The following is a 26,807-nucleotide window of genomic DNA, read 5'->3' on the forward strand; positions in this document are numbered from 1 at the left end:
TTCCGGTTAGTTTTTGTAAATTTGTATATACAAATAACGATTTTTAAAGAAATTAAATCATGGATAACAAATTAAAAATACAAATATGGTCCGATGTAATGTGCCCATATTGCTACATAGGAAAACGACGTATTGAAGGGGCAATCACTAAGTTTGGTCACCATGATGCTATTGAAATCGAGTGGAAAAGTTTCCAATTAGATTCTAGTTTTGTTTCCTCTCCAGATGACAATATATACGATCATTTAGCCGAGAAGTACCGTAAGGATAGAGATTGGGCTGTCGAAATGGTCGATAATATGACGCAAAATGCTAAAAATTCAGGTTTGGATTTTCAATTAGGAAAGTCGATTTTAGCGAATTCATACAATGCACATCGTTTGTTACATCTTGCAAAAAAACATAATGCTGGTGACGCGTTGAAAGAGCTGCTTTTTAAAGCCTATATGACCGAAGGGAAGAATATAGACGATACTGATACTTTGATTGCCTTAGGTGTAGCTGTAGGTATGGAAAAAGGGTTAATAGAAGGTGTTTTAAACAGTGATGCTTATGGTCAAGAAGTTAAAAATGATATCGCAATGGCACAGCAAATAGGAGTGCAAGGCGTACCGTTTTTTGTGTTTGACAATAAATATGCAGTGTCAGGAGCTCAGCATGAGGAGACTTTCGTTAAAACCTTAGAGAAAGTTTGGGAAGAGGGAAGCTTTGGACCACAATTAACGATCTTAAATGCCAACGAAGGAGATAGCTGTGGAATTGATGGTTGTAATTAATACCATCTTGTCACTCAATTATAGTTATTAGTCAATAGTTTTGGCAATAACTCATAAAAAGGGAAACCCGTTCATTGATTTGAACGGGTTTCCCTTTTTAGGTATGAATTCGAAATTTAATGTTTGGGTGTGAAGCCACTGTAGCTGAATTCATAATAGATATTAACGGCTTACTGTACTGATTTTATAATTTTTTAAAAAATTAAGCAAAGTTTTGGAATTATAAACAGCTTAACACTTGTTAAATTTTTGTTAACATTAAAAATTATTTTTAAAAATCCATCTTTTTTTTCATATTTGTCTGACAAAAAATATTTCAATGTTATGAATTAAAGTATTTTAAAGATATTCCGTAGCTACGAATTGCGGGATTTTGTTTATTTATCCCAAAGAAAATTAAAATAAAATAGTGTTTGGTATTCACGATAAACTACCAGTATGGACGCTAACTAACCGCTCAAGTCCTAAATAGAGCAATTAAAAAACCATTGATTATGAAAAATTAATTTTTACCTTAGCTTTTGCTATGATTGGATTGTCTTCTTTTGCAAATAATAGCAAATTAAATGAAAAGAAGATTGGGAATCCAGTTACTGAACAAAAATTAGATTTTAAAACAACTAACAAACTTGATTATGCTACTTTTATAAATATGGTAAGTAGTGGAAAACTTAATATTGTTAGTTTTATAGAATTAGACAAATCATTCAAATTTCTAGATGACTGCGGAAATGAGTGGATAGTTAAATATGATAGTTCAGTTTATACGCCATACTCCGCTTTCCTGACCGCATCAGTAGTGATATTTATGGCAACTGGTTGCTAGTATTAATTAAAAGTAGATATGGCTGGTAATCAGCCATATTTATTTAAAATGACAGAAATGTATATAAAATCACTTTTACTTTCAATTATTTTCTTATTAACAGGAAATTTTATTTTTGCTCAAAATTTTCCAAAAGATACTTTACGATATGAAATTATCTATGATTACTCGTATCAAGTAAATAAAGAAGATACTCTCAGCAAACAAAAAGAGCAAATGGTATTAAAAATTGCAAAGAACTTTTCTTTCTATGCTAGTTTGAACAACTCGAAATTAATGGATTTAGAAAAAAATTGGAAAGAGTCCGATGGTCTTCCCGATAGAAGGTCATTACCTAAAACGAAATTATATTATACCATTGTAAAAGAGTACCCAGAGAATCAAATGATTTTCCGGGACAGTTTTGGACAAAGTTATTTGTATTTCACCACGGATTTAGAAAGATTTGAATGGAAACTTATAGAAGAGCAAAAAGAAATATTAGGCTATAGTTGTAGAAAAGCAACCACCAAATTTGCAGGTAGAGAATATGTTGCTTGGTATACTACAGATATTAGTGTCCCTGATGGGCCATATAAATTTCAAGGTTTACCAGGCTTAATTTTATCTATTTACGACAACAATAAGCAATTTCAATTTACAGTGTCTAGTATAAAAAATAGTTCTGTTTTTTGTAACACTGAGGAGTACTCCCGTAAATTCACTCCAATCACATTTGAAGAATACAAAGTGCTAAAAAACAGATATAGAGAAAAACCGTCTCTATTTATGAACTCTAGTGGTATGACCTTTCCACAGGAATTCTTGGACAAAGCTGATCAAAGAGCGAAGGACAAAATGAAATACGAAAACAACCCCATGGAGTTGAACGACTAATGAGAAATGTTTTTTGGATCATCTTATTTATTGGTAACTGTATTTTTGCTCAAAATGTAATTAAAGGTCAAGTTACAGATGTAAGAGGTAAAGGAATTGCTAGCGCTAGTGTCACCATTCAAAAAAAAGCATCTAATTCAATTATAGCCTATGCCTTAACTAATAGCAGTGGCTTCTACAGTATTTCGTTGAGTAGTTTAGATGCCGTACTAGATCTAGAAGTGCGCTCTATGGGATATGAAACGGTGGTGAGCACCATCAAAAATAGCTCTCAAATAAAGGACTTTGTTTTATCTGAAAAGTCATTTATTTTAAAAGAAGTTACCGTAAAAGCAGCTCCAATAATTCAAAAAGGTGATACATTAAGTTATTCAGTAAGTTCGTTTTCAAAAGAGCAGGATAGGAGTATTGGCGACGTATTAAAACGCATGCCAGGTATTGAGGTATTGCCTGATGGTAAAATTTTGTATCAAGGCAAAGCCATTAATAAATATTATATTGAGGGCTTAGATTTGTTAGAAGGTAAATACAATCTCGCCAATGATAACTTGCCCTTTAAAGCGGTCAGTAAAGTGCAAATTCTAGAAAACCACCAACCCATAAAAGCTCTTGATAGTTTGCAGTTTTCGGATCGAACTGCACTTAATATAAAGCTAAAAAAAGAGTACACTTTTACAGGTCAAGCAAAACTTGGTATTGGTTTTGGTCCGCTGTTGCGAGATGTAAATATCACGCCAATGCTTTTTACGAAAAAAAGGCAAATGGTAACCACCTATCAAACCAATAATACGGGCGATAATGTGGCTTTACAGCTCAAAAAGTTAACAATTGAAGACTTGCTTAATCAGTTTGAAAACAATGCTGAAAAAACAGATTGGCTTGGTATTCAAGAAGTAACCATTCCTAACTTTTCAGAAAAAAGATGGTTGGATAACTCCATACATTTAGCATCAACAAATTATTTGCAAAAGCTAAAAAAGGAGTACGAATTACGTGTGAATGTTTCGTATTTAAACGATTACCAGCAGCAAAAGGGTTTTACTAATACCCAGTTTTTTACACCTTCAGGTACAATTGATTTGTTAGAAGAAAAATACAATCAATTTTTTTTTAATTCCCTTCAAAGTAATTTTACAGTTCAAAAAAATGCCGCTAAAAACTATTTCAAAAATAGCTTAGAATTTCAAGGATTTTGGGATAGTCAGCGTGGGAACGTGATTTTAAATAATCAAGGAGTTAAGCAAGCGTTGAATAATGAATTTTTTCGTTTTTCGAACAAATTAAAAACTATTTTCCCAGTAGGAAAACAATTAATTACTCTTAATTCTTATATTGGTTTAAACAGCACGCCGCAGGTACTTGAAGTAAATCCAGGTCAGTTTGATAATTTGCTGAATAATAATTTACCTTATGATGCAGTAAAACAGAATATAGTTTTACGGACGTATTATGCTAACAATTCATTATCCTTAACCAAAGCTATAAAATATTTTACAATAGAGTCAAAAGTAGGTTTGCAATTAGAAAATCAAAAGCTGAACAGTGAAATTTATACTACATCGGATAGAAGTTTAGGGATGGTGTTTTCAAATACATTAGATTGGTTTCGTTCTAAAATTTATGCTGATGTCCAAACGCAGTTCAAAAAGGCTAATTGGCGTATTGAATTGTCAACCCCAATTAATTTGCATTCGTATTCAATAAAAGACGCTCCACTTCAAAAATCGGAAAACCTAAGTCAAACTACTTTTGAGCCGCGACTGACACTGAACTATGATATAAGTTCCTATTGGAAAGTTAATTCATCGGCTAGTGTTAACAATCAGTTTGGGGTAATAAACCAATTGCATTATGGGTATATATTGCAAAATTACCGAACGATTAAGCGAGTTGATTCTCCCTTACCGCAATCAGTAAATCATAATTATGGGGCTGGATTATCATTTAGAGACCCAGTAAAGTCGCTCTTTTTTACTGTTAACTATGATAATTTAAAAAGCGAAAATAATATACTTTATCAAACCAATGTTTTACCAAATGGTGCGGTGACAGTTGAGGCATTAAGTAGAACTAACAGTAGAAATAGTCATAATTTCTCGACGCGTATAGGAAAGTACTTTTACGATATTAAGTCTAACATTACGCTGAATGGGAGTTTTGTAATAAAGGATTTTCAACAAATTGTAAATTCGCAATTAACCAATATTAAAAATCAAAATATAGTTTTTGGAAATAAAATAGATACGGACATTACGGATTGGTTCAATATTGAATACGCTAGTACATGGACATTTTCAAGAAACGAAATTCAAAAGCAAACCCAACCAAAAATTACGCAGCAAAATCATGTGTTGAATTTTAACTTTCATTTGCAAAACAAACAATATTTAGGGTTTAAATCGGAATATGTTAGTACTAGTTATTTCAATCAAAACAATCGCAATGTTTTTGCAGATTGTATTTATCGGTACACCATAGGAAAGAAAAATATTGATATTGAGGCGCAGCTCACCAATATTTTTGGTACAAATAATTATCAAACAATTAGCAATAATGATTTTAGTTTTATTACGACCAACTTTAATTTAAGACCAAGGCAATTATTATTTAAAGTTAGATTTTCGCTTTGATAATACTTCAGTACATGCCTAAAAGCAAAAACCCGTTCAAATCAATGAACGGGTTTTTTATATGCTAATATATGGATATTTAATTAATGCTTCGAACCAAAGTCATTTTCATTTAATTCGATATGATCATAGTCGGCAACCATTTCTTTTTCGTAGTCAATTTTTTCTCCTTTAGAGAATTTAGCAACGATTTTCTCCATGATTTCATAGATAACGGGAACAATAATCAACGTTAGGAATAACGATGAAATCAATCCACCAATAATTACCCAAGCCAAACCATTTTTCCAACCTGCTCCTGCTCCAGATGCTAATGCAATTGGGAACATACCAAATACCATGGCAATTGTGGTCATTAAAATTGGACGCAAACGAGCGTGATTCGCTTGGATTAAAGCTGTTCTAATCGTTTCTCCTGCAGCACGTCGTTGGTTGGTGTAATCGACTAACATAATCGCATTTTTACACACCAATCCAATAAGCATAATAATACCTAAAATAGTAAAGATATTTAATGAATTGTTAGTTAATGCTAAAGCTAACATCGCTCCAATAAACGATAACGGAATAGCAAATAGTACTACAAACGGGTGAATAAAACTGTCATAAAGACCAACCATTACTAGATATACCAAAATGATCGCTGCTAGTAATGCAATTCCCAAAGTACCAAAACCTTCACTTTGATTTTCTTGGTCACCACCCCAAATGTAACTTACACCTGTTGGTTTTTCTAGTTTATCTAATTTTTCTTGCCACTGGGTTACAATGGTACCGGCCGATACTCCAATGTTTTGACCTTGTACAGTTACAGAGGCTGTTTTATCTCTACGCTCTAATTTACTTGGTCCAGATCCCTCGGTTATAGAAGCAAATTGTGATAATTTAATTTGTTGCCCCATATCATTGATAAAGATAAGGTTACTAACATCAGTTATATTTTTGCGGTCAAAAGCATTGTATTTGATGTTGATATCGTATTCGTATTCACCCGCTCTAAATTTACCGTTTGTATTTCCACTGTATGCCGTTTGCATAGTCATACCTACAGTTTGCAAAGTCAAACCTAGTGCAGCCATTTTATCGCGGTCCACCTGTACGTTTACTTCTGGATTACCATCTTCAACAGTTAGTTTTATCTCGGTTGTACCTGGGATTTTTCGTAATTCAGCTTCCGCTAATTTTGCAAATTTCATGGCGCTCTCCACATTTGGACCCGTAACAATCAATCCTAATTTAGCGTCTTCGGCAGTTCCAAGTAATCCTACAGGAACCGTTTTTACTTTGGCACCAACAAGAACTTTCTCCAATTTACGTTTCATTCTCGCAGCATATACTGAGGCATCGTCCGTACGTTCGGATTGGTCAATCATTTTCACATCAATCTCTGCTTTGTAAGCTGTAGCTTGCGTACCACCCATTCCTTCAGAGGTTTGACCTACAGTGGTAATTTGGCTTTGTACATATTCTTGAGTTTTCAAGAAAGCTTCTGCTTTTTGCGTCATAAAGTTGGTTTGTTCAAGCGAAGCATCTTTTGGTAATTCGATTTGAACTAAGAATTCACCACTATCCGATGCAGCGAAAAATTCACCACCAATAAAACCACCACCCACTAATCCGATAGTTGAAGAGAAAAACAATACTACAACTACTAAAATAGTTTTGATGTAGTGATCCAAACACCAATTTAAGATGCTAGTAACCCAGTTTGTAAAGCGGGTTAGCATGCTTTCGAAGCCAAGAATAACTCTTCCAAAAAGGTTGTTTCCTTCAATGTGTTCTAATTTTCCAAAACGAGAAGACAACCAAGGGATAATCGTAAAGGATGCTAAAAGAGATAATAAAGTAGAAATTACTACCGTCATACAAAACTGCGTAATGATGTTAGATACTAAACCACTACTTAAAGCAATAGGTAAAAACACTACTACAATTACTAAGGTAATCGATGTTACGGTTCCACCAATTTCAGCAGTACCATCATACGAAGCACGAATTCGGCTTTTACCCATTTCCATGTGCCTGTAAATATTCTCTAATACTACAATGGCGTCATCGACTAAGATACCTACAACTAGCGACAATCCTAATAGACTCATTAAGTTTAGCGTGTATCCCAAAAGGTAAACACCAATAAAGGTAGCGATCAAAGAGGCAGGTATAGATACCATTACTATCAACGAGTTTCTGATACTATGTAAAAAGAAAAGCATTACCAAGGCCACCAATACAACTGCTATTAATAAATCGTGAAGTACTGAATCAGCAGCTTCTAGCGTGAAAATCGTACTGTCTTTGGCGATCTCTAGTTTCACCTCATTGGCTTTATAATCGCTTTCCAAGGTTGCAATAGTTTTTACTAACTGTTCACTAACAGCCACTGCATTTGCATCTGATTGTTTAACGATTTGTAATACAATTGCACTTTTTTGGTCTATTCGAGCAATTTTTTCCGCTATTTTTTGTGCATCTTGTACATCAGCAATGTCTTTTAATCGAATTTGAATTCCGTTTTTAGACGATACGATTAAGTTTCTTAATTCGTCAACATTCTTGTATTTTCCAGCAAGACGAATTAATATTTTTTGCTCTCGCGTTTGAATATTTCCCGTTGGGAAATCAAGATTAGAGCTCAAAATTATTTGCTGTACTTGCGGGATCGAAAGACCGTATCCCTGCATTTTTGTTGCATCAAGATTGACCTGGATTTCGCGTTCTTGACCACCAATTATATTTACTTGTGCTACTCCTTGCACACGGGATAAAACGGGAGCAATCTTTTTGTCGATCAAGTCATAAAAAGCAACTTCATCCATTTTACCATTGGCACCAATAGTCATAATTGGTAAATCACTTAACGAGAATTTAGTCAATGAAGGTGGATCAGCGTCATTAGGTAAATCGCTTAATACAGCATTGATTTTACGTTGCGCATCGTTCATAGAGTTATCTACATTAGCCTGAGAAGTCAGGGTAATCGATACAATTGACAGACTTTCATATGACTTAGAGTCGATTTTTTTTATGTTTTCCAATGAAGAAATGGCATCTTCAATTTTCTTAGTAACCGTGTTTTCAATCTCACTCGGTGAAGCACCTGGGTAAACCGTTGCTACTGTGATTACGTTGGTCTCGAATTTAGGGATCAATTCATAGCCTAGTTGACTATAACTGAAGATCCCACCTAAAATAAGTATTGTAAAAAGTACAATGACTAACGAGGGACGTTTTATGGATATTTCTGCTAGTTTCATTTTTTTATTTTATAAGAGTGATTAGTGACTAGTGACAGCGATACGGTAAAAAGCTATTTGTTACTAACTATTTACAGTTCACTAATTACTTTATTTGATAATTTCTACTGGATTACCGTTTTGCAAGTTAATTTGACCTGTTGTAATCACTTGTTCGCCATCTGATAGACCAGCTAATATTTCTACTTTATCGCCTAAAATTCTACCAGCAGTTACCGTTTTCAAGAAAGCTTTACCGTTTTCAACCACAAATACTTGGTTGCTACTAACACTACCTACAAAGGCGTTTCGTGGTATTACAGTCATTCTTTGCGTTTGCTGCGCTGATTTAAATAAAGCAGTTCCGTACATTCCTGCTTTCAAGTCATTATTTACATTGTTAGCAATTTCAATTTCAACTGGAAAATTTAAGCTACTATCTGATTTTGCTGCGATAAAGATAATTTTCCCTTTAAATTCTTGATTAGGATAAACACTTGACGTAACGGTTACTGCTGTTCCTGTTTTTAAAGTAGCTACTTGTGATTCATTAACATTCACGATTAGTTTAAGCGTGTTCACGTTTACTATTTCAAAAAGTTGTGTTGGAGGCATAGCCGAAAGCATCGATCCAGGCTCAATAAAACGCTTATTGATGATTCCGCTTATCGGTGCTTTAATTCTAGTATCGCCTACATTCAAACGAGCTTGTTTGTACATAGCATCAGCATTGGTTAAAGCCACTTTTGATTGATCTAATTGTTGTTTTGTTACACCACCTGTTTTGTAGGCATTTTCAAAACGATTATAGTCCGATTTTGCGTTTAAGTACGCCGCTTCTGCAGCTTGCGCATTGATGTTGATGGCATCTCCTCTCATAATCGCTAGAGTCTGTCCTACACTTACGCGATCACCTTCTTTAGCAAGAACACTAATTACTTTTCCTGATTTTTCAGCAGAGAAAGCAAGTTGTTGTTTTGGTTCAAAGTTTCCGTTGGCAATAAAATCCAAATTGACTTCTTCAGTTTTTACTCCCGCTACCTTCACAGAAACGCTAGCATTTTTTTCAGCAACAATGGCTATTTTTTCCTCATTGGCAGCTTTATTTTTCATTAAAATAAAGGCGATTAAAGCTAAAGAAGCAATAATTACAAGTGCGATAGTTATATTTTTTTTCATTTTAGTTATTGATAAGAGTTTTTAGTTGTCCTTTTGATTTGATTAATTTTATTTCTGCAAGTTTATAATCTAAAATGGCAGCAGTATAATTGTTTTGCGCTTGAGTCGATGCGTTTTCAGCATCTAGCAAATCTGTTAGCGAAGCTAGACCTTGCAGATAGTTATTGTTTATGTTTTTCAGAATTTCATCAGCCAGTTTCATGTTCTCTTTTTGGTTTTTCAGAGTAATTAAACTGTTTTCGATTTGCGTACTGGCATTTTTAAAGTCTAAGTCTAATGCTAACTGTGTGTCTTTGATATCCTCATCGATGGTGCGTAGGGCAACATCAGCTTGTCTTACTTTGGCTCTAGTTCCAAAACCACTGAAAATCGGAATACGCAGATTTAAACCGATTGCTGCAAAGTCTGACCAATATACGCCATCAGAAGGTTTTGCAAACCATGGCAATTGAGGGCCTTGACCAATATAATTGTAACTAGCCGAAAGTGATAGTGTAGGATAGTATCCCGCTACAATGGATTGTTTTTGCAACTCGAGCAATTCTTGTTGCTTTTTCATCAATAAGTATTCACTGCGGTTTGAAACGTTTGGACTATCCGTTAGAGCAGATGGGCTTAATTCAAATTGCGATTGTGGAATGTTAATTTGGGACTCCATAGGCATTCCCATGTAAAATTTTAAAGCATTTTCTTGTAATTGAACAGCGTTAATAATTTGCTGTTTTTGTGTATTGATGTTCGAAAGGTTAACATTCATTCGGTCTAAATCTATTCTTTTGGCAAGACCATTATCAAATTGTCCTTTTACGATATCTCTTACTTTAGTGGTGGTATTTAAATTGCTTTCGGCCAAAACTAATTTTTGACGCAATACATACACTTGGTAGTAATTGTTAGCAACGTTTTCGATCACTTGTTCCTCCGTTAATTGATCATTAATCTGATAAAATTCACGAGTGGTTCGTGCTGCTTTTAAGCCTGTAAAAACCGTTTGATCAAACAAGGCTTGTGTTAATGAAACTCCAGCAGTTGAAACCCATTTTTGCCCAAAAGCAGCTTGGATTGTAGTTCCTGGTGCACCAAAACCCGCTCCGTCAATAACTGTAGTTTGAATGATAGGATTGTGTGTTAAATTCCCGTTAGCGGCTATTTGCGGTAAAGCTCTTGATCTAATTTCTTGAATTTGGTATTCGCTGTTTTCGATTTTGAGTTTTGCTTTCTTCGCTTCTGCTTTATTTTCTAAAGCATATTTAATCGCATCCTTTAGGGTTAGCGATTGTGTCTCTTGTGCTTTACCTGCAGTGGTAAGTATAACGAGCGCTATTATGATTATTCTGTTCATTTTAATTGAGATTTGATAAGTTTTTTTCTAATTCGATTAAGCCTGCTGCTGTAGCCATGGCTCTAGTATGGTATTCTAATGCTTCTGTTTCCATTTTATACGCTTCACGTTCTGAGCTAACTGTTTCGTTGATGCTAAAAATCAAAGTGTAGTAGAACATGATGTAGTTTTCGATGTTGATGGTACTGCGATACAATCCTTGTGCAATCCCTTTTTCGATATTTTGTCTAAAAAAATGTTGGCAAATGTTTATTTGACCTTTTATTGCTTTTCCGTAGATCTCTGGATAATGTTTTTTTAGTTGAAAAATAGGTGAGCTGTCTGCTGATTTGAAAATTTCTTTAAAAGTTCTCTTTATTTCAAAGTTTTCTTCAATGGCATTAAAGTTCTTTGCAGTAATATTTTGCATTGTTTCTTGCACTTGCAAATGGACTAATTTGGTGCTTTCCTCGACAAGTATTTCCTTATTGGCAAAGTACTTATAGATTGTCTTTTTTGAAATACACATTTCACCGGCAATATCGTCCATCGTAATGCTCTTAAAGCCTAGGCTTATGAACATGTCTTTCGCTTTTGATATTATTTTCTCTTTCATTTTATGATAAAAGCCTTTTTTGTGGTTGTAATAGTGTTTTTTACGGGGCAAATATAATAGGAACTTAGAATACGTTAAAAGTTTCCCCTCTTTTTTCTTTTAAATTTAACGTTAGTTTAATGTTGGTTTAATCAGGTAATAAACTCCAAATTAGCGATTAACTTAATGTGTTGGCCTACGGCGATTCCGCCAGCCTGCGCAAAGGTATTGTAGGTTAAACCAAAATCTTTTCGATTGATTTGACCAACTACTTCAAAGGCCGCTTTATTGACACCGTCGTAATTATTTATTCCTAAAAAAGCGGCATCAAGCTCCACTACTTTAGTAATATTTTTTATGGTAAGATTTCCTTTAAGAAAGTTAATATCACTATTTACTTTTTGAAAAGAAGTTGATTTAAAGCTAATTATAGGATATTGTTGAATGTCAAATAAGTCATTCATTTTCATGCTTGTATCTATTAATTCTACTTTACTATCGGTATTGTTTACATCCAATAAAAATTCAATGTTTGCATCTTTGATTTGATTGTCAGCGATGTCTATACTGCCTTTAAATTTATTAACTGTTCCAGCAATGTATGCGATGATCGAATGTCTCATTTTAATAAGAACGTCTGATTGATTCGAATCTACGGTCCAAGTTGTTGTCATATTGGGGATTGCTGATTGTTGAAACTAATGCCAATTGAAAATCAATAGTATAGTTAGTTTGTACTACTAATTCGGGTACAAAGGTAAGCAGGAAACTTTGGATACCAAAATAGTTTCCAATGTATTTAAGTTTTATTTAACATTTACAATAAGTTCGAAGTTTGTAAAGCGATTTGAATGCTGTAAATTAGCCAAAAAAATAGCGCATGCACACCATAAATCAATACCAAGAATACGTTTCAGAATATTTAGAGTCCCAATGCAAAATGAAAGAGCCTCGGAATTTATATGAGCCTATTCATTATATTTTGGGTTTGGGAGGTAAAAGAATTCGTCCCGTTTTGACTTTGATGACTGCTGAAATCTTCGAGACTGATTATAAAAAAGCGTTGCCTGCAGCACTTGCGGTAGAAGTTTTTCATAATTTTTCGTTAGTACATGATGATATTATGGATGATGCGCCTTTGCGTCGTGGCCAAACTACGGTTCATGAAAAATGGGATTTGAATACCGGTATATTATCAGGTGACGCCATGCTTATTTTAGCGTATCAATATTTTGAGAGTTACCAGCCTAAAATTTTCAGAAAACTAGCCAAGCTATTTAGTAAAACGGCCTTACAGGTTTGTGAAGGGCAGCAATGGGATGTTGACTTTGAAACTAGAGACGATGTTACGATTCCGGAGTATTTAAAAATGATCGAATACAAAACGGCTGTTCTAGTAGCTGCTGCTATGAAAATGGGAGCCATTATTGCACAGAGTTCTAAGGAAAACGCTAAGTTGATTTATGATTTTGGATTGAATCTAGGACTTGCTTTTCAATTGCAAGATGATTATTTAGATGCTTTTGGGGATCCTGAAACCTTTGGTAAACAAGTTGGTGGTGATATTATCGAGAATAAAAAAACCTATTTGTACCTGAAAGCAATGGAGTTTTCAACAGCAGAACAAGCCGCTGAGTTGAAACAATGGTTTACGAACCCAGCAGTTGATGTTGATGCTAAGATTACAGCAGTAAAAGAAATATTCAATGTCTCAGGTGGTTCTAAAGCAACGCAAGAAGCCATACAAGATTTCACTTTTAAAGCGTTTGAAACTTTAGACAAAATGAATTTAGATTCGGCCAAAAAAGAGGTTTTAAGAGCTTTTGGCGATAATTTAATGGGTCGAAAAGCATAATTAGCAGGGTTGTCATATTAATTTAAAGATGTTTTTCAATGTTTGTTGCCCCAAAAAATACTGATTTGTTGTTTAAGGAGGCTCAGGAAGAGTCTTTGTATCCTAAACTCATAGCTCAAATTAATAAAGATTTTAATCTGGCCAATGAAGGAATTGATTTCCCGATGAGCATCAAGCCCGAGGAACTTACCATACAATTACACGAAAAAATATACAGGCTGATCCAATACAAATTCGCTGAATATTTAAATCTACTTTACATCATTGATGTAGCTGAAGAAGAGGTTAAAAAGCTCGATGGTTCCGATCTTGTCCTACTGTCCGAGCAAGTTTCTTTTTTAATCTTGAAAAGAGAATGGCAAAAAGTGTGGTTTAAAAACAAATACCAATAAGGAAAGAGCAGTTTGATTTATTGCTCTTGAGAAAAATATAAAACACAAAAGCTTTCTTTTTTATCATTAAAAAGAAAGCTTTTGTGTTTTGTGATGTAACTCTAAAGTATAGGTGTTAGAGCTGGTATTAATATCCACTCAAAATTCCAAAAGTGCCCGAATAATTACCTGTAATTATTTCTCCTGAGCTAGCAGTCATTTGGTAAGTACAGTCAATTGTACCGGTGCGTAAGATATAATCAATTGTAATGTTGTTTATTGTTAGAGTACCATTTCCTCCTGTTGGGATTTCATAAAAATTAGCATTTAGGTGACTTGGTTCTCCGTAGGAAATTCCGCTGTCAAGGAAGGTATTGGTGAAAACAGACATGTTTGTTAAAATCTCAGTGTCAGCTGTGTTCAGTACATGGGACGTTGGGTTGATTTGAACAAGTTGTTCACTGGCTACTGGATTTGGGCTATTTTTCACAAATAATATCGCAGCCTGAGTCATTGTTGTCGCTGCTGCGGCTCCGTTTGTTCCGTTTTGAATTAGTGGAGCATTAGCCAGAACTAAAAAAAATCCGTCTTTAAATTGGGGTCCGTCGTCTAGTATTAGGTAAGCATTTGGAGTTTCGAACTCGGTTGCATTGATAGCAAATGTGTTGTCAGTTGGTGTAAATGGATCTGTAGCAGTACATGAAAATAAAATTGTTGCTACTAAGGCTAGGGATAATGTTTTAATTGCTTTCATCTTGTTTCGTTTTTGATGTTATATCAATAGATAAGAAAGCAATGGGATTTGTTACTCCATGAAATGTTTTTTTTTAAAAATAAAATTATATAGAAGTTTAAATAGATGTTTTAAGCAGCAGAGGTGAAGTAGTTTTATCTAATCTGTTTCGTTAGCCCCAATAGTAATGAAAAGCCTTTGAGCATAAAAAGCGAGTTATTGTTGTAGCGATTGAGCGACTAAAAGAAGCTCTTATCGCTGCTTACAAAAACCGCTTGATAGGGTTAAAGCTTGTAATGGATAGTGGGATTAGCTCCTATGACTTAAAAATAAACGCGTACGAAAGGCATGAAAGCATCACTGTAAGCGCCTTGATTTTCTTTGTATAATACATTGTAACGTAATCCTACGGTTACATTATTAGTGCGGTAACCAGCGCCTACGAATAGCCCAGTATTCCAAAAGTTATTAGTGAAAGCATTTTGACTTGTCCCGGTTACATTTACACGCAATTGTTCCAATTCTGCCGATAATTGAATTTGAGGAATGGGATTAACAAGAGCAATTACACTACCACCATAAAGGTTAGAGGTGTAAAAATTTCGTTGGCTGGCGTAGGTATATTGTAGGCCAACACCCATGGATACGTACTCATTGAAATTGTATATGGCGCTGGGTGCTATACTGATATCGGTATAACCTGAACCCAAGCTAAGGCCAAAACCACCTCCAAATTGTACTTTGTTCCAAAAATCAGCAGGCGGATTAGACGAAAAGGTGCGTTGTTGGGCTGTTAAATTATTCGAAACAAATAAAATAAAAACAATTAAAATTGCTTTTAAATGGCTAGTAAAGTTGTTTTTACTCATAAGTTGTTGGATTTTTAACATTTTAACATATAAAAGAAACTTAAAATAAAGGCTAATTTAGTGGATTATTGTACTTTTGCCAAACTATTTTAACAAAAAGTATATTCACTAAATATTATGGATAGGTTTTCATTTTTAAACGCAGCACATACCGAGTTTTTCGCACAATTATACGATCAATACACTGAGAATCCAGATAGCGTTGAAGCAAGTTGGAGGAGTTTCTTTCAAGGTTTCGACTTTGGACAGGAATCTTACAACGGCCAAGATGCTGTTACTCATATAGCCAATGTAGCTTCAGGTGCAGTTGAAAGCACTGATGTTTCGGCAAAACTTCAAAAGGAATTTGATGTTTTAAAATTAATCGAAGGCTACCGCGTTCGTGGGCACTTGTTTACTAAAACAAACCCAGTTCGTGATAGAAGAACTTTCTCGCCAACATTAGATATTGAGAATTTCGGACTTTCATCTTCGGATCTAGGTACCGTATTTGATGCAGCAAGAGTTATTGGTATTGCACCTTGCTCACTTGCGGACATCATCAAACACTTGGATACGATTTACTGTCAACACATAGGTATTGAGTACATGTACATCAGGAAACCTGAAATTGTACAATGGATTCAAGATAAATTAACAGTAAACGATAATCAACCCGCTTTTTCAGTAGAGAAGAAAAAAACGATTCTTTCTAAATTAAACGAGGCAGTATCTTTTGAGAACTTCTTGCATACTAAATATGTAGGTCAAAAACGTTTCTCACTAGAAGGTGGTGAGTCAATCATACCTGCTTTGCATACCTTAATCGAAAGCGCTGCTGAACAAGGAGTAGAACAATTCGTAATGGGAATGGCACACCGTGGCCGTTTGAATGTTTTAGCTAATATTTTTGGTAAATCAACTCAAGATATTTTTGGAGAGTTTGATGGTAAAGATTACGATAAAGAGTACTTTGATGGAGATGTAAAATACCATTTAGGACTTACAGCTGATAAAATCACAAGTACAGGAAAAAAAATAAATATCAATTTAGCGCCTAACCCATCTCACTTAGAGACAGTAGGAGCTGTAATTGAAGGGATCACGAGAGCGAAGCAAGACAAGCATTTTGGAGATGATTTCTCTAAAGTATTGCCTATAGCAGTTCACGGTGATGCTGCAATTGCTGGTCAAGGAATCTTGTACGAAATAGTACAAATGGCACAGTTAGATGGTTACAAAACAGGTGGAACAATCCATATTGTAATCAACAACCAAGTAGGTTTTACTACTAACTACCTAGATGCTCGTTCTTCGACTTATTGTACTGATGTGGCTAAGGTAACTTTGTCGCCAGTATTACACGTTAATGCTGATGATGCGGAATCAGTGGTACATGCTATGCAGTTCGCTTTAGATTTCAGAATGAAATTTGCTCGTGACGTATTTATTGATCTGTTAGGATATAGAAAATACGGACACAACGAAGGAGATGAACCTCGTTTTACGCAGCCAGTGCTTTATAAACTAATTGCTAAGCACCAAAATCCAAGAGACATCTATGCTGAAAAACTATTGTCAGAAGGGGTAATCGATGCTGGTTTAGTAAAAACATTAGAGAAAGAATACAAAGATAATTTAGATCAAAATTTAGAAGCGTCTCGTAAAAAAGACTTGACAATCATTACGCCATTCATGCAAAACGAATGGAAAGGATTTGAGCAAGTATCTAACGATAAGATGCTTTTAAAAGTAGATACCGCCTATACAAAAGAAGGATTGACTCAAGTAGCCAATGCGGTTTGTAACTTGCCTGAAGGCAAAAAGTTTATTAGTAAGATTCAAAAGCTGATCAACGATAGAAAAACAATGTTTTTCGAAACCGATAAGCTAGACTGGGCTATGGGTGAGCACCTTGCTTATGGATCTTTACTACAAGAAGGGTACGATGTACGTATTTCTGGTCAGGACGTAGAGCGCGGAACTTTTTCGCACCGTCATGCCGTTGTTAAAGTAGAAGAGTCTGAGGAAGAGGTAACTTTAATTGACAGCCTTGAAGGATCAAAAGGAAAGTTTCATATTTACAACTCTTTACTTTCAGAGTATGGTGTTTTAGGTTTTGATTACGGATATGCATTAGCAAGTCCAAATACCTTAACAATTTGGGAAGCACAATTTGGAGATTTCTCTAACGGAGCGCAAATTATGATTGACCAATACATCTCTTGTGGAGAAGATAAATGGAACAATCAAAACGGAATTGTAATGCTATTGCCTCACGGATACGAAGGGCAAGGAGCAGAGCACTCATCAGCACGTATGGAGCGTTACTTACAATTATGTGCAAGACACAATATGTATGTAGCTGATTGTACTACACCGGCTAACTTTTTTCACTTGTTAAGACGACAAATGAAAACAACGTTCCGTAAGCCATTAATTGTTTTTACACCTAAGAGTTTATTGCGTGACCCTAGATGTGTATCTTCAATCGAAGATTTTACCACAGGTAGTTTCCAAGAAACCATAGATGATACAACGGTAAACAAAGCTGATGTGAAAACGTTAGTTTTCGTAACCGGAAAATTCTATTACGATATTACTGCTGAGAGAGAAAATAATGGTCGTACAGATGTAGCCGTTGTTCGAATCGAGCAATTGTTCCCATTACCTGTAGAGCAGTTAAAAGCAATTATTGCACAATATCCTAATGCCGATGATTATGTTTGGGCACAAGAAGAGCCTAAAAACATGGGAGCGTATAGCTTTATGTTAATGAACTTTGATTTAGTAAAATGGAGATTGGCTTCGTTAAAAGCGTATTCAGCGCCAGCTTCGGGAAGTTATACAAGAGCAAAACGCCGTCATGCCGATGCTATTAAAATGGTATTTGATAAAGATTTATTTAGATAAAAATAATTAGGAGCTATTTCCTGCTATCCGCTATATCTTTTTCTTTTTAAAGAAAAAAGAAAAAGGATGTCGCTGCTATCAGGGCTAGAACTCATTGCATAGAAGAAACAAAAAATTAAAATTCATAATTTAAAATATAAGGACATGATTTTAGAAATGAAAGTTCCATCACCAGGGGAATCTATTAAAGAAGTTGAAATTGCAACTTGGTTAGTAAAAGACGGAGATTACGTAGAAAAAGACCAAGCAATTGCTGAGGTTGATTCTGATAAAGCAACTCTTGAACTACCTGCTGAAGCAAGTGGAATTATCACATTAAAAGCAGAAGAAGGCGATGCAGTAGCAGTAGGAGCAGTTGTTTGCTTAATTGATACAGCAGCAGCTAAACCAGAAGGTTCAGCTCCAGCAGCGGCAGAAGCAGCACCAAAAGCTCCTGAAGCAGCTAAGGCTCCCGAAGCGCCTAAAGCAGCAGCACCAGCTCCAACTTATGCTTCAGGAACACCGTCTCCTGCAGCAAGAAAAATATTAGACGAAAAAAATATCGCACCAGCTACTGTAACTGGAACTGGTAAAGATGGTAGAATCACTAAAGATGATGCAGTAAATGCAGTACCATCAATGGGAACTCCTACAGGTGGAAGCCGTGGTCAAGAGCGTACTAAATTATCAATGTTGCGTCGTAAAGTAGCAGAGCGTTTAGTAGCCGCTAAAAACGAAACAGCGATGTTAACTACTTTTAACGAAGTAAACATGACGCCTATCAACATTATCCGTAATCAGTACAAAGACGAATTCAAAGCAAAACACGGTGGTGTAGGTCTTGGATACATGTCTTTCTTTACTAAAGCGGTAACTAGAGCCTTAAAATTATATCCAGACGTAAACTCTATGATGGATGGTGATTATAAAATCGCTTACGATTTCTGTGATATCTCTATCGCAGTATCAGGTCCTAAAGGTTTAATGGTTCCTGTTGTTCGTAACGCTGAGAATTTGACTTTCCGTGGTGTTGAAGCGGATATCAAAAGATTAGCAATTAGAGCACGTGACGGACAAATTACGGTAGATGATATGACAGGTGGAACATTCACAATCACTAACGGTGGTGTATTTGGTTCGATGTTGTCAACTCCTATTATCAACCCTCCACAATCAGGAATTTTAGGTATGCACAACATTATTGAGCGTCCTATTGCTGTAAATGGTAAAGTAGAAATTCATCCTATGATGTATGTAGCTTTATCTTATGACCACCGAATCATTGATGGTCGTGAGTCTGTTGGTTTCTTAGTTGCTGTTAAAGAAGCGTTAGAAAACCCAATGGAATTGCTATTAGACAACAATCCTAAAAAAGCATTTGAACTGTAATATTCATTTCTATATATTCATAAAGCCGCCTAGATACTAGGCGGCTTTTTTATTGACTATTAGTTTAGATGATCTCAATTTCTTTCGTTTTGTCAATTCGAGCGGAGTCGAGATTGATTCCTGTTTCTCTATAGTATTTGACCTACAGTGACAGCTGTCCTTAATCAGATTTTTATTTAATCAAATACAAATAATGATTGTAGTAGTCAATAATAGCTTTTCCTTTTAACAGCACATCGGCACCTATGATGCCATGAACAGGTTTGGACTTATGAGCGAGTAAAGCCTCATTTACGTGGCTTAAATCAAAAATAACTAACTCAATAGTGCTGCATTTCCACCGGCCTAGTGTAACTTCAGTACGAGGTGCGATCTGAGTATGCATTCCTGTTGCTCCTGCTCCCGATGCTTTAGTTGCCGATTCCTCAGGCAGCAAATTGAAAAGGGAGATACTTTCGAATCCAACGCAACTATTAGAAGCTCCTGTGTCTAAAATAAAGTCACCTTTTACCCCATTAATTTTGGCGCTAACCAATAAGTGCTGCGTTTTTGAAATCTTAAATTTTATTTTGGTGTACTTCTCTTTTTTTAGAAAGTCAGGTAATGTTTTCATTTTTTATATCGGATATAAATCAAAAATAGGCTAATTAGAACTAAGAAACCAACGATATAATAGGTGTAATTGGTAGTAGGTGCTTTAGCATCCAAACCACCATAATAAACAAATGCACTCCAGTAATAAGGTGATTTTTTTACGTTCGAGATGCTGTCATCAGCGAGATAATCAAGTTTAGCTTGGTGATTGGCTTCAATAAAGGTTGATCCTTTTTTAAGATTACTATAAAATTTATCCATAAATTGAGAGGTAGTATAGTCGTTTACGCGCCATAGAGAGAACAATAAATTGCTAGCTCCCGCAAATTGAAATCCTCTAGCAATACTCATCGCGCCTTCTGCTTTAACTATTTTTCCGATTCCAGTTTCACAGGCACTTAACACCACCAAAGCGGGGTTGATATTTAAATTGTATAATTCTGAATATAAAATATCTTGATCATAAAATTTTATACTCGCAGGTGTTGTAAGGTCACCTGCAGCTGCATGTGTAGATAAATGTAGAATGGAATAATCAGTTGCGTTTTTCTTGAAATTATCAAAAGTAGCATTAGAATTTTCGAAAAATGTTCCATCATATTGCTCCTTAATCGATTTTAATTCCTGTTTTGAAAACGTCAGTTCGTAGGCTGTTTTGTCAAAAATCGGGAAAATACCCAATACGGCTTTTTCATGCTTTTCTTCCTTCGTCTTATTTAGGTAAAAAGCAATTGAGCTATCGTACGCGATACTGTAATTGTGAATTAAAAAAGGCATTTTAGCAAAATTCGTGGTTGCTGTTGCTTGAGTGGTCAAGGCTTCAAAGGGTAAAAAGTTTAAAATACCATCAGGAATAATTAGCAAGTTTTTATATCGGGGATCAACCGGTATTTTTAACGTTTGAAACGCAATTGTGCTGTACTTACTAAAGCCATTTATATCGTTCGCAATAGTATTTGCCTCTCTAAAATAATCGATAAATTGGGCAATTTTTACAGTGCTCTGCGCATTTGCACTAAAAGAATCTAATGCTATTTGCTTGTTGATAATAGTAAAAAAGTACATGTTTTGCATACCTGAAAAATATTCGATCAGTATAGCATTGTCGCTTTCTAGTTTGGTATATAAAGCATTGAGGTTTAGATCTAATTTGGTTGAGGTATTCTCATTTACTTGATTTTCTTTCAAAAGCAGCATTAGTTCATTCTGGTTTTTTATCGCATTATTTATTTTGGAGATATCGGCAGTTGCACCTTTTTGCTGTTCTTTGATAATGATGGTGTTCCAGTTTTGAAGTTGTTCAGATAGTGTTTTTTGTTGTTGAGATCGCTTGGAGTTTTTATTTAAAGTTGCTTTCAATACCACTGATTTTGACTTCTCAGCGAGTACAAAAGCGTTTTCTAAATAGCTTATTTTATTTTCTCTTTGATAAAGCGATTGATAAATGGCTATGCATTTTTCGGTTCGGTTCCGGTTTCTGACTTGAGTAATGATTTTCGAATTTTCGTAAACCAGTAGAGATTCAAACAAGTCCTCAATGTAAAAGGAAAGCGTATAACTGTCTAGTGCTTTTTTAGGTTGGTTTTGTGCCAAAAACAATGCTGCTTGCAGGTCTAAAGCATCTAACAAAAGGGTTTCAGCATAAAGCGAATTTTGATGCGGTAGCTTGTTTTTACTTATCGAATAGCCTGGAAGTAATACTTTAAAAACATCTTGAATTGCTACACTTGCGTCGTTTAGGCTTCCGAGTTGGTACAGTAAATTGGCCTCATCATAGGTAAGCTGTGCAAGTCGTCGAGGATTAGGATTTGGGCTTTTTGAGAAAGCTAGTTTGGCCTTTTTAAAATAGAGTAATGCCAGTGCAGGATCATTACGTTCCAGTTTTAACTTGGAAAGGTTGGCATAGGCATTCGCTAATGCTTCCTGTTGTGTTTGGTCTTTTTCTAATAATGATATGGCCTTTATAAATGCTTTTTCAGCATTTTCAAAAGCATCCGGCTTCATTAGGTTTGACTTAGTGTTTAAAAAGTAATTGGATCCTAGGTTCGTGTATAAAATTCCTTTTTGGGTAGAAGACAATTTGCCCTCGAGCAGGGTTTTTTCGAGTAGCTCTATTGCTTGATCAATTCTGCCAGTATTTTGATATACATTCGATAAATTGAGAACAGCAGCTTGCTTTTGCAGTACATTGTTTTGCTGATTTGCAACAAAATAATATTGTTTTATCGTGTTTTCGGCATTGCTGTAATCGCCAATATAGGTGTATAAATTCCCTAATGGTTTTAAGCAATATTCGGTTATATCGTAATTAGAGAGTTTGTTTTTTTGGTAAATTTTCCAGGCGGTTTCATAGCTCTTTATGGCGTTTACCGTTTTGCTAAAGGTGTTTTCATAATACGCTTTGTTGCAATATAAAATGACCATTGCTAGCTGTTCGTCTTTGCTTTTAGTAGTAGTAGCAATCGTTTTACTAAAGGCTTCTATTTTTTTTAAACTTTCCAGATTTGGATTTGCAGTCAAATTATCAATTGCATCGTTAATTTTGTCCGTAGTGGATTTTAATTGCTGACCTGAAACTGAAAACGAGAACAGAATTGTAGCTAAAACAACAATGTACCGCAGAGCATTTGCTATGCTGTCTAACGAGGAATCCCAAATGGAACTACTACTCCTTCTTTGGACTGATAAAAGAGCTTTTGTCATAATTGGTTATTTCGCACAGCTTCACAATAAGTCTCACTAAGAAAAACAAAAAATTTTAAAATTTCCATATCCCATACAGCTGTAAGTAGTTGAAGTTTTGTTTAAAATTCACAACATATCTTGCGCCAAAGCTGGGACCTATACGTGCTGCTCCAATTGTTAAATCAAATAATAAACCAGCATTCAAATTAGTAAAGGTGGTCGTTGTGGATGATTTATCTTCTTGGCTAGATACTAATCTTGTGGGTTTATCATCTTCATACAAATCAATAATAATTGTTTGTTTTTGTTTATTGGATATTGCAACATTTCCTTGTATTCCTGCGCCTATCCCAATGAAATTATTTAAGTTATAGCGCAACAATAATGGGATTTCCATATTAATGGTATTATTTGAAGTTGATTTGGTTGTTCGTACCAGTTGATTGATACCCGCCGTGTTCTGGATAATCTGATCTGTGGAGTCAATCGCTGTGCGGTAGTTATGAATACTGTTTTGAAATTCAGCTTGCCAATAAGATCGATATGATTTGTATGGAGATACAGTAACCCCTACAAAATAGCTAGTAGATCTTTCCAATTTGGGAAAGTAGTTGTAGCCAGCTTTAGCGCCAATTGAAATTCCGGGTAAGAATCGGGTGGTGGCGTAATTGGTTATTATGGGTTCGTTTTTATCAAAAATAATGGCAGTTCTACTTTTGGTATTCACTTTATGAAAGTCCTTATTGAATTTCATGGAGTACTTTACAAAGCCTTTCGTGCTGTCTTTTTCGGTTACATTTTTTTGTTCGCTTCCGGGTAAATAAATATTTTTAAAGGTAAAGAAGATTTGTTTTTGTTTGATGATGGTGTCCAAGCAACTTACTGTAGGCACTTCGTCTTTGGGACAAATAGGACATTTGGGATACATATCCTCTACTTTAAAAGTTTTTTTGTCGAACATGTCGGGAATATCCGTCTCTAACCGAATCATTCTCGCTGGACCTTCGCCGTTATTTTGAAATCGTGTTTTGAAATTCACTTTTCTAAAACGCACAAGCCTGTAATTTAAAAAGCTACCATTAGATCCCATTTTGTTGGGATCATGAGAGGTTACAATTTCCATTTCGAGATTAACTACTTTGTGGTTTTTAAAACTTCGATTTGGGACAAATATGCCGCGCATGGTCACGGTGGCACTGGTGTCTTTGATCATTTCAGGAGTTGTTTTTAAAGTGTAAAATACATTACGAGTTTCTTTTGGGTTGGCTCCTTCAAATTCTAAAATGGATACATTTTTATACATCGCATACGAATTGCGTAAGGTCGCATCTAAATCAATTTGGGTAGTTGTAGTTTCATATTTTTTGGCTGTAGTCAAAGCTGAACTTGCATTCGATGCTAAATAAGAATGGGAGTCTTCGACAGCATCCACTGATGCTATAGTGTTTTCTTGTACTTCACTTTCGCCTGCATAGGTTCGAACGCTGGAGAATTGAAAATTGTTGTTTTTAAATTGTTTTTCGTTGTAAAACAGATACAGTTTCCCGTCGGATACGTAGTTCTCTAGGTTTTGGTAGCTAACAATGACTACTATTTCTTGATCAGGTATGGGATCACAATTTTTTTGGATGGTGAATCCATTTTGATTTTCGATAGACGCTATTTCATTGTATTTCTCATCTGATATTTCGTTTACAACTACTTTTTTAGGACGTGTGGCTGGAGGTTTCCCGTTGTCATAATTATTAGTCACGGATAGTTGGGTGGTATAAGTCCCTTTGTTTCTATATACATGTTTAGGCTCTGCTTCTTTACTGTAGTGCCCATCGCCTAATTCCCATAAGTAGGAATAACTTGGTTTTGGTGCTCCTGAAATAGGTATAAGAGGCGGCGTAGTTGGTTTATAAGAAACCACATTTTTATTTTGATTGTAATTGATAGTTGCTCTACGCGTAATCGTGTCTTTGGCTTTTGATTGTGCTGGTGAAAATTGGCAATATAGAAAAATGAAAAGCACTAAAAGTTGTTTCATAACTAGATAGTTTTTAGCCCTGATAGTAGTGGCATCCTTTTTATTGAATCGTTTTTACGATACAATAAAAAGATATAACGGATAGCAGGATTAGCTCCTAAAAAGGAGAATACGAATACATTAAAGTACTAAATGTAAAAAAAAGCGATGAACAAATCACCGCTTTAGTTAAAAATATGTTATTTCTTTTATTGAATTGCATTGATTGCTGCTACTAATTGAGCTTCGGTTCCAACTATTGTTTCAGCTAAAGTGAATGTATATACATCATTTGCTTGAACTGTTACCGCTTTGATAGCGTATCTCCATTGCCCATTATCTTCAGTTGCGAAAATCACATGGCAAGCTAATCCAATTGGGATTTGGCCATAATGCTCACTAAATTGTGCTGTAGTAGGGTTGTAGGTGTCTAATTTGGCTAATGCATTTTGACCTTCACCATCATAAGATAGGTAAATAGCGGAGTTGGTATCGTCGTATCCTGTAGGGGCTTCCACTAAAATAGTAGTCTTGGGTCTTGGGTCGCTCATAAAACGGTCAACATTTGTCCATCCAAAAGTTCCAAAAGTCAAATTATAATTGGTGTGATTAAATCCAACATTTCCGATTTGTTGTCCTAGCCCAACGTGTGCGGGTATTGGTATAAGTTGTTCCCAAACTAGATTTTCTTCATCAGTCGTGTTGCCTGTCCAAAATACCATTCCGGTGTCAACAGTCCCTGTTAAATTAGCAGGAATTTGAAGTTGAATTACTCCCGTTGAAACTAAAGCTACTCCTGCTTGTGAGGCGCTTATGAAAAATTCGCCACCTGATTTCAATATGCTTTTATTGCCATTAGCCATAAGTCCCATAGTTGGTTTGTTAGTGACAAGCATAGTTCCTTTATCGAAAAGTTCAATATAAGTAATATCAATGGCTCCAGTTACGGGATTTCCATTTTTAGTAAGGGCGTTACCATTTAATGTGATGATGACTCCTTTTGCTGATGTTAGAGTGATTGTTCCGGCTCCGGCAGTGGCGTTAAAGTTTTGTGTTTGCTGATCTAAAGCTGTTTCTCTCAGGGTGGCGAATTCAGCAGCTGTAGGGGCGATAGTTGCAATGTCCTCTTTGTTGCAACTTACCAAGGCAATTGTGATAAGTAATAAAAGAGCCGTATTTTTTAGATTTTTTATCGGGTAATTTAAAATTGGTGTTTTCATGATTTCTAGTTTTTTTGATCGTTGTTTTATCTTGATTTTTTGGGTTGGTATCGGTAGTATGTTGTGTTATTATTGAAAGATGATGTCGATGTAAGGGATTCCAAAAGAAGGTAGTGGACCGCCTGTACCGTAAAAATTAGATCCAGTAATTTGCATAAAGGCGCCTGTCGTGACTGATGTTGATGGTAAGCCACCAGTATTGTATCGACATATTCTACCAATAGTGTTTCCAATATTACCTAAATAGTTAGAAGCTATTCTTTTAATGGTATAGGAATGGCCGTTTTGTAAAACTACTGTAGCGCCAGTTGGAGTAACGTAATCAATAAAAGCCGAATTAAATAGATGATTACCAGAGTAAACTACCATGCTCGCAGTATTGTCATAAATTTCGATCGTGTAGGCAACGTTTGCAGCGAATAAGTTCGCGTTTCCTTGGTAGCCTATTTTACAAATATTTTTGTTTGCTAACATGGTAAATGTGTATTCATGTGTGGTTAGATCCATGGTAACATAATCATCGTGCATGGGAACACTAGTTAGGATGTTGTTGAAAAGCGTTTGAAAATCAGAACCAGTAGTGCTACATGCTGGTGGTGTTGGCGGCGGCGTGCAGCTAAAAGTAAGTGTAAGAAGTCCCAGTGCTACAATTGATTTTGAAGCGTTGTTTAATTTTGCGAAAATGTTTTTTAGTGTTTTCATGATTTCTATTTTTTAGAGTAATGGTTAAACTTGATTTATATAGTTATATCAATCATGCTTATTTTTTGTTA

General features: G+C 35.4%; 20 protein-coding genes. 8 read left to right on the forward strand and 12 right to left on the reverse strand.

Annotated elements, in window-relative coordinates:
• The first annotated feature begins 59 nt into the window (after positions 1-59).
• The 4 genes from ACZ2G0_RS04630 to ACZ2G0_RS04645 all read left to right on the forward strand — a co-directional run bounded on the left by ACZ2G0_RS04630 (position 60) and on the right by ACZ2G0_RS04645 (position 5,108).
• A complete protein-coding gene (locus ACZ2G0_RS04630) occupies positions 60-776 on the forward strand; it encodes a DsbA family oxidoreductase (RefSeq protein ID WP_470309207.1) in 717 nt (238 codons plus the stop codon).
• A 526-nt stretch (positions 777-1,302) separates the two neighbouring features.
• Positions 1,303-1,602 (forward strand): hypothetical protein, encoded by a 300-nt coding sequence (locus ACZ2G0_RS04635; protein WP_470309208.1) that lies wholly within the window; start codon positions 1,303-1,305, stop codon positions 1,600-1,602.
• 57 nt (positions 1,603-1,659) lie between these two features.
• Positions 1,660-2,478 (forward strand): GLPGLI family protein, encoded by an 819-nt coding sequence (locus ACZ2G0_RS04640; RefSeq protein WP_470309209.1) that lies wholly within the window; start codon positions 1,660-1,662, stop codon positions 2,476-2,478.
• Positions 2,478-5,108 (forward strand): carboxypeptidase regulatory-like domain-containing protein, encoded by a 2,631-nt coding sequence (locus tag ACZ2G0_RS04645; RefSeq protein ID WP_470309210.1) that lies wholly within the window; start codon positions 2,478-2,480, stop codon positions 5,106-5,108. The genes ACZ2G0_RS04640 and ACZ2G0_RS04645 overlap by 1 nt, the downstream gene beginning before the upstream one ends.
• 83 nt (positions 5,109-5,191) lie before the next feature.
• On the opposite strand, the gene ACZ2G0_RS04650 is transcribed toward ACZ2G0_RS04645, so the two are convergent.
• From ACZ2G0_RS04650 to ACZ2G0_RS04670, 5 genes are all read right to left on the reverse strand, one after another.
• Positions 5,192-8,362, reverse strand: coding sequence for an efflux RND transporter permease subunit (locus ACZ2G0_RS04650; RefSeq protein WP_470309211.1), 3,171 nt, complete (start codon positions 8,360-8,362; stop codon positions 5,192-5,194).
• A 90-nt stretch (positions 8,363-8,452) separates the two neighbouring features.
• Positions 8,453-9,520, reverse strand: a complete 1,068-nt coding sequence (locus ACZ2G0_RS04655) for an efflux RND transporter periplasmic adaptor subunit (RefSeq protein ID WP_470309212.1) — start codon at positions 9,518-9,520, stop codon at positions 8,453-8,455.
• Between the two features lies 1 nt (position 9,521).
• Positions 9,522-10,862 (reverse strand): TolC family protein, encoded by a 1,341-nt coding sequence (locus ACZ2G0_RS04660; protein WP_470309213.1) that lies wholly within the window; start codon positions 10,860-10,862, stop codon positions 9,522-9,524.
• Between the two features lies 1 nt (position 10,863).
• Positions 10,864-11,457, reverse strand: coding sequence for a TetR/AcrR family transcriptional regulator (locus ACZ2G0_RS04665; RefSeq protein WP_470309214.1), 594 nt, complete (start codon positions 11,455-11,457; stop codon positions 10,864-10,866).
• A 131-nt stretch (positions 11,458-11,588) separates the two neighbouring features.
• Positions 11,589-12,110 (reverse strand): YceI family protein, encoded by a 522-nt coding sequence (locus ACZ2G0_RS04670; protein ID WP_470309215.1) that lies wholly within the window; start codon positions 12,108-12,110, stop codon positions 11,589-11,591.
• A gap of 206 nt (positions 12,111-12,316) precedes the next feature.
• Between ACZ2G0_RS04670 and ACZ2G0_RS04675 the strand changes: the two genes are divergently transcribed.
• Positions 12,317-13,291 (forward strand): polyprenyl synthetase family protein, encoded by a 975-nt coding sequence (locus ACZ2G0_RS04675; protein WP_470309216.1) that lies wholly within the window; start codon positions 12,317-12,319, stop codon positions 13,289-13,291.
• A 38-nt stretch (positions 13,292-13,329) separates the two neighbouring features.
• Positions 13,330-13,683, forward strand: coding sequence for a hypothetical protein (locus ACZ2G0_RS04680; protein ID WP_470309217.1), 354 nt, complete (start codon positions 13,330-13,332; stop codon positions 13,681-13,683).
• 127 nt (positions 13,684-13,810) lie between these two features.
• Here the strand turns inward: ACZ2G0_RS04680 and ACZ2G0_RS04685 are convergent, their stop codons facing one another.
• Positions 13,811-14,416 carry a hypothetical protein gene (locus ACZ2G0_RS04685; RefSeq protein ID WP_470309218.1) on the reverse strand — a complete coding sequence of 202 codons (606 nt, stop codon included), beginning with the start codon at positions 14,414-14,416 and terminating at the stop codon, positions 13,811-13,813.
• A gap of 302 nt (positions 14,417-14,718) precedes the next feature.
• A complete protein-coding gene (locus ACZ2G0_RS04690) occupies positions 14,719-15,264 on the reverse strand; it encodes a hypothetical protein (RefSeq protein ID WP_470309219.1) in 546 nt (181 codons plus the stop codon).
• 117 nt (positions 15,265-15,381) lie between these two features.
• Between ACZ2G0_RS04690 and ACZ2G0_RS04695 the strand changes: the two genes are divergently transcribed.
• Complete coding sequence (locus tag ACZ2G0_RS04695; protein ID WP_470309220.1) at positions 15,382-18,156, forward strand: 2-oxoglutarate dehydrogenase E1 component; 2,775 nt, start codon at positions 15,382-15,384, stop codon at positions 18,154-18,156.
• 144 nt (positions 18,157-18,300) lie between these two features.
• Complete coding sequence (odhB, locus tag ACZ2G0_RS04700) at positions 18,301-19,524, forward strand: 2-oxoglutarate dehydrogenase complex dihydrolipoyllysine-residue succinyltransferase (RefSeq protein WP_470309221.1); 1,224 nt, start codon at positions 18,301-18,303, stop codon at positions 19,522-19,524.
• A gap of 172 nt (positions 19,525-19,696) precedes the next feature.
• On the opposite strand, the gene ACZ2G0_RS04705 is transcribed toward odhB, so the two are convergent.
• The 5 genes from ACZ2G0_RS04705 to ACZ2G0_RS04725 all read right to left on the reverse strand — a co-directional run bounded on the left by ACZ2G0_RS04705 (position 19,697) and on the right by ACZ2G0_RS04725 (position 26,736).
• The gene (locus ACZ2G0_RS04705; RefSeq protein ID WP_470309222.1) at positions 19,697-20,137 is read right to left on the reverse strand and encodes a retropepsin-like aspartic protease; all 441 of its coding nucleotides are present in this window, start codon (positions 20,135-20,137) and stop codon (positions 19,697-19,699) included.
• On the reverse strand, positions 20,134-22,821 hold the full coding sequence (locus ACZ2G0_RS04710; RefSeq protein WP_470309223.1) for a CHAT domain-containing protein: 2,688 nt from the start codon (positions 22,819-22,821) through the stop codon (positions 20,134-20,136). Before ACZ2G0_RS04710 ends, ACZ2G0_RS04705 begins: the two co-directional genes overlap by 4 nt.
• 55 nt (positions 22,822-22,876) lie before the next feature.
• Positions 22,877-24,835: a DUF7849 domain-containing protein gene (locus tag ACZ2G0_RS04715; protein WP_470309224.1), complete on the reverse strand. Its 1,959-nt coding sequence runs from the start codon at positions 24,833-24,835 to the stop codon at positions 22,877-22,879.
• A 188-nt stretch (positions 24,836-25,023) separates the two neighbouring features.
• On the reverse strand, positions 25,024-26,034 hold the full coding sequence (locus tag ACZ2G0_RS04720; RefSeq protein WP_470309225.1) for a hypothetical protein: 1,011 nt from the start codon (positions 26,032-26,034) through the stop codon (positions 25,024-25,026).
• 69 nt (positions 26,035-26,103) lie between these two features.
• On the reverse strand, positions 26,104-26,736 hold the full coding sequence (locus ACZ2G0_RS04725; RefSeq protein ID WP_470309226.1) for a hypothetical protein: 633 nt from the start codon (positions 26,734-26,736) through the stop codon (positions 26,104-26,106).
• Between the last annotated feature and the right edge of the window lie 71 nt (positions 26,737-26,807).

Source organism: Flavobacterium sp. KKT103, assembly GCF_055640565.1.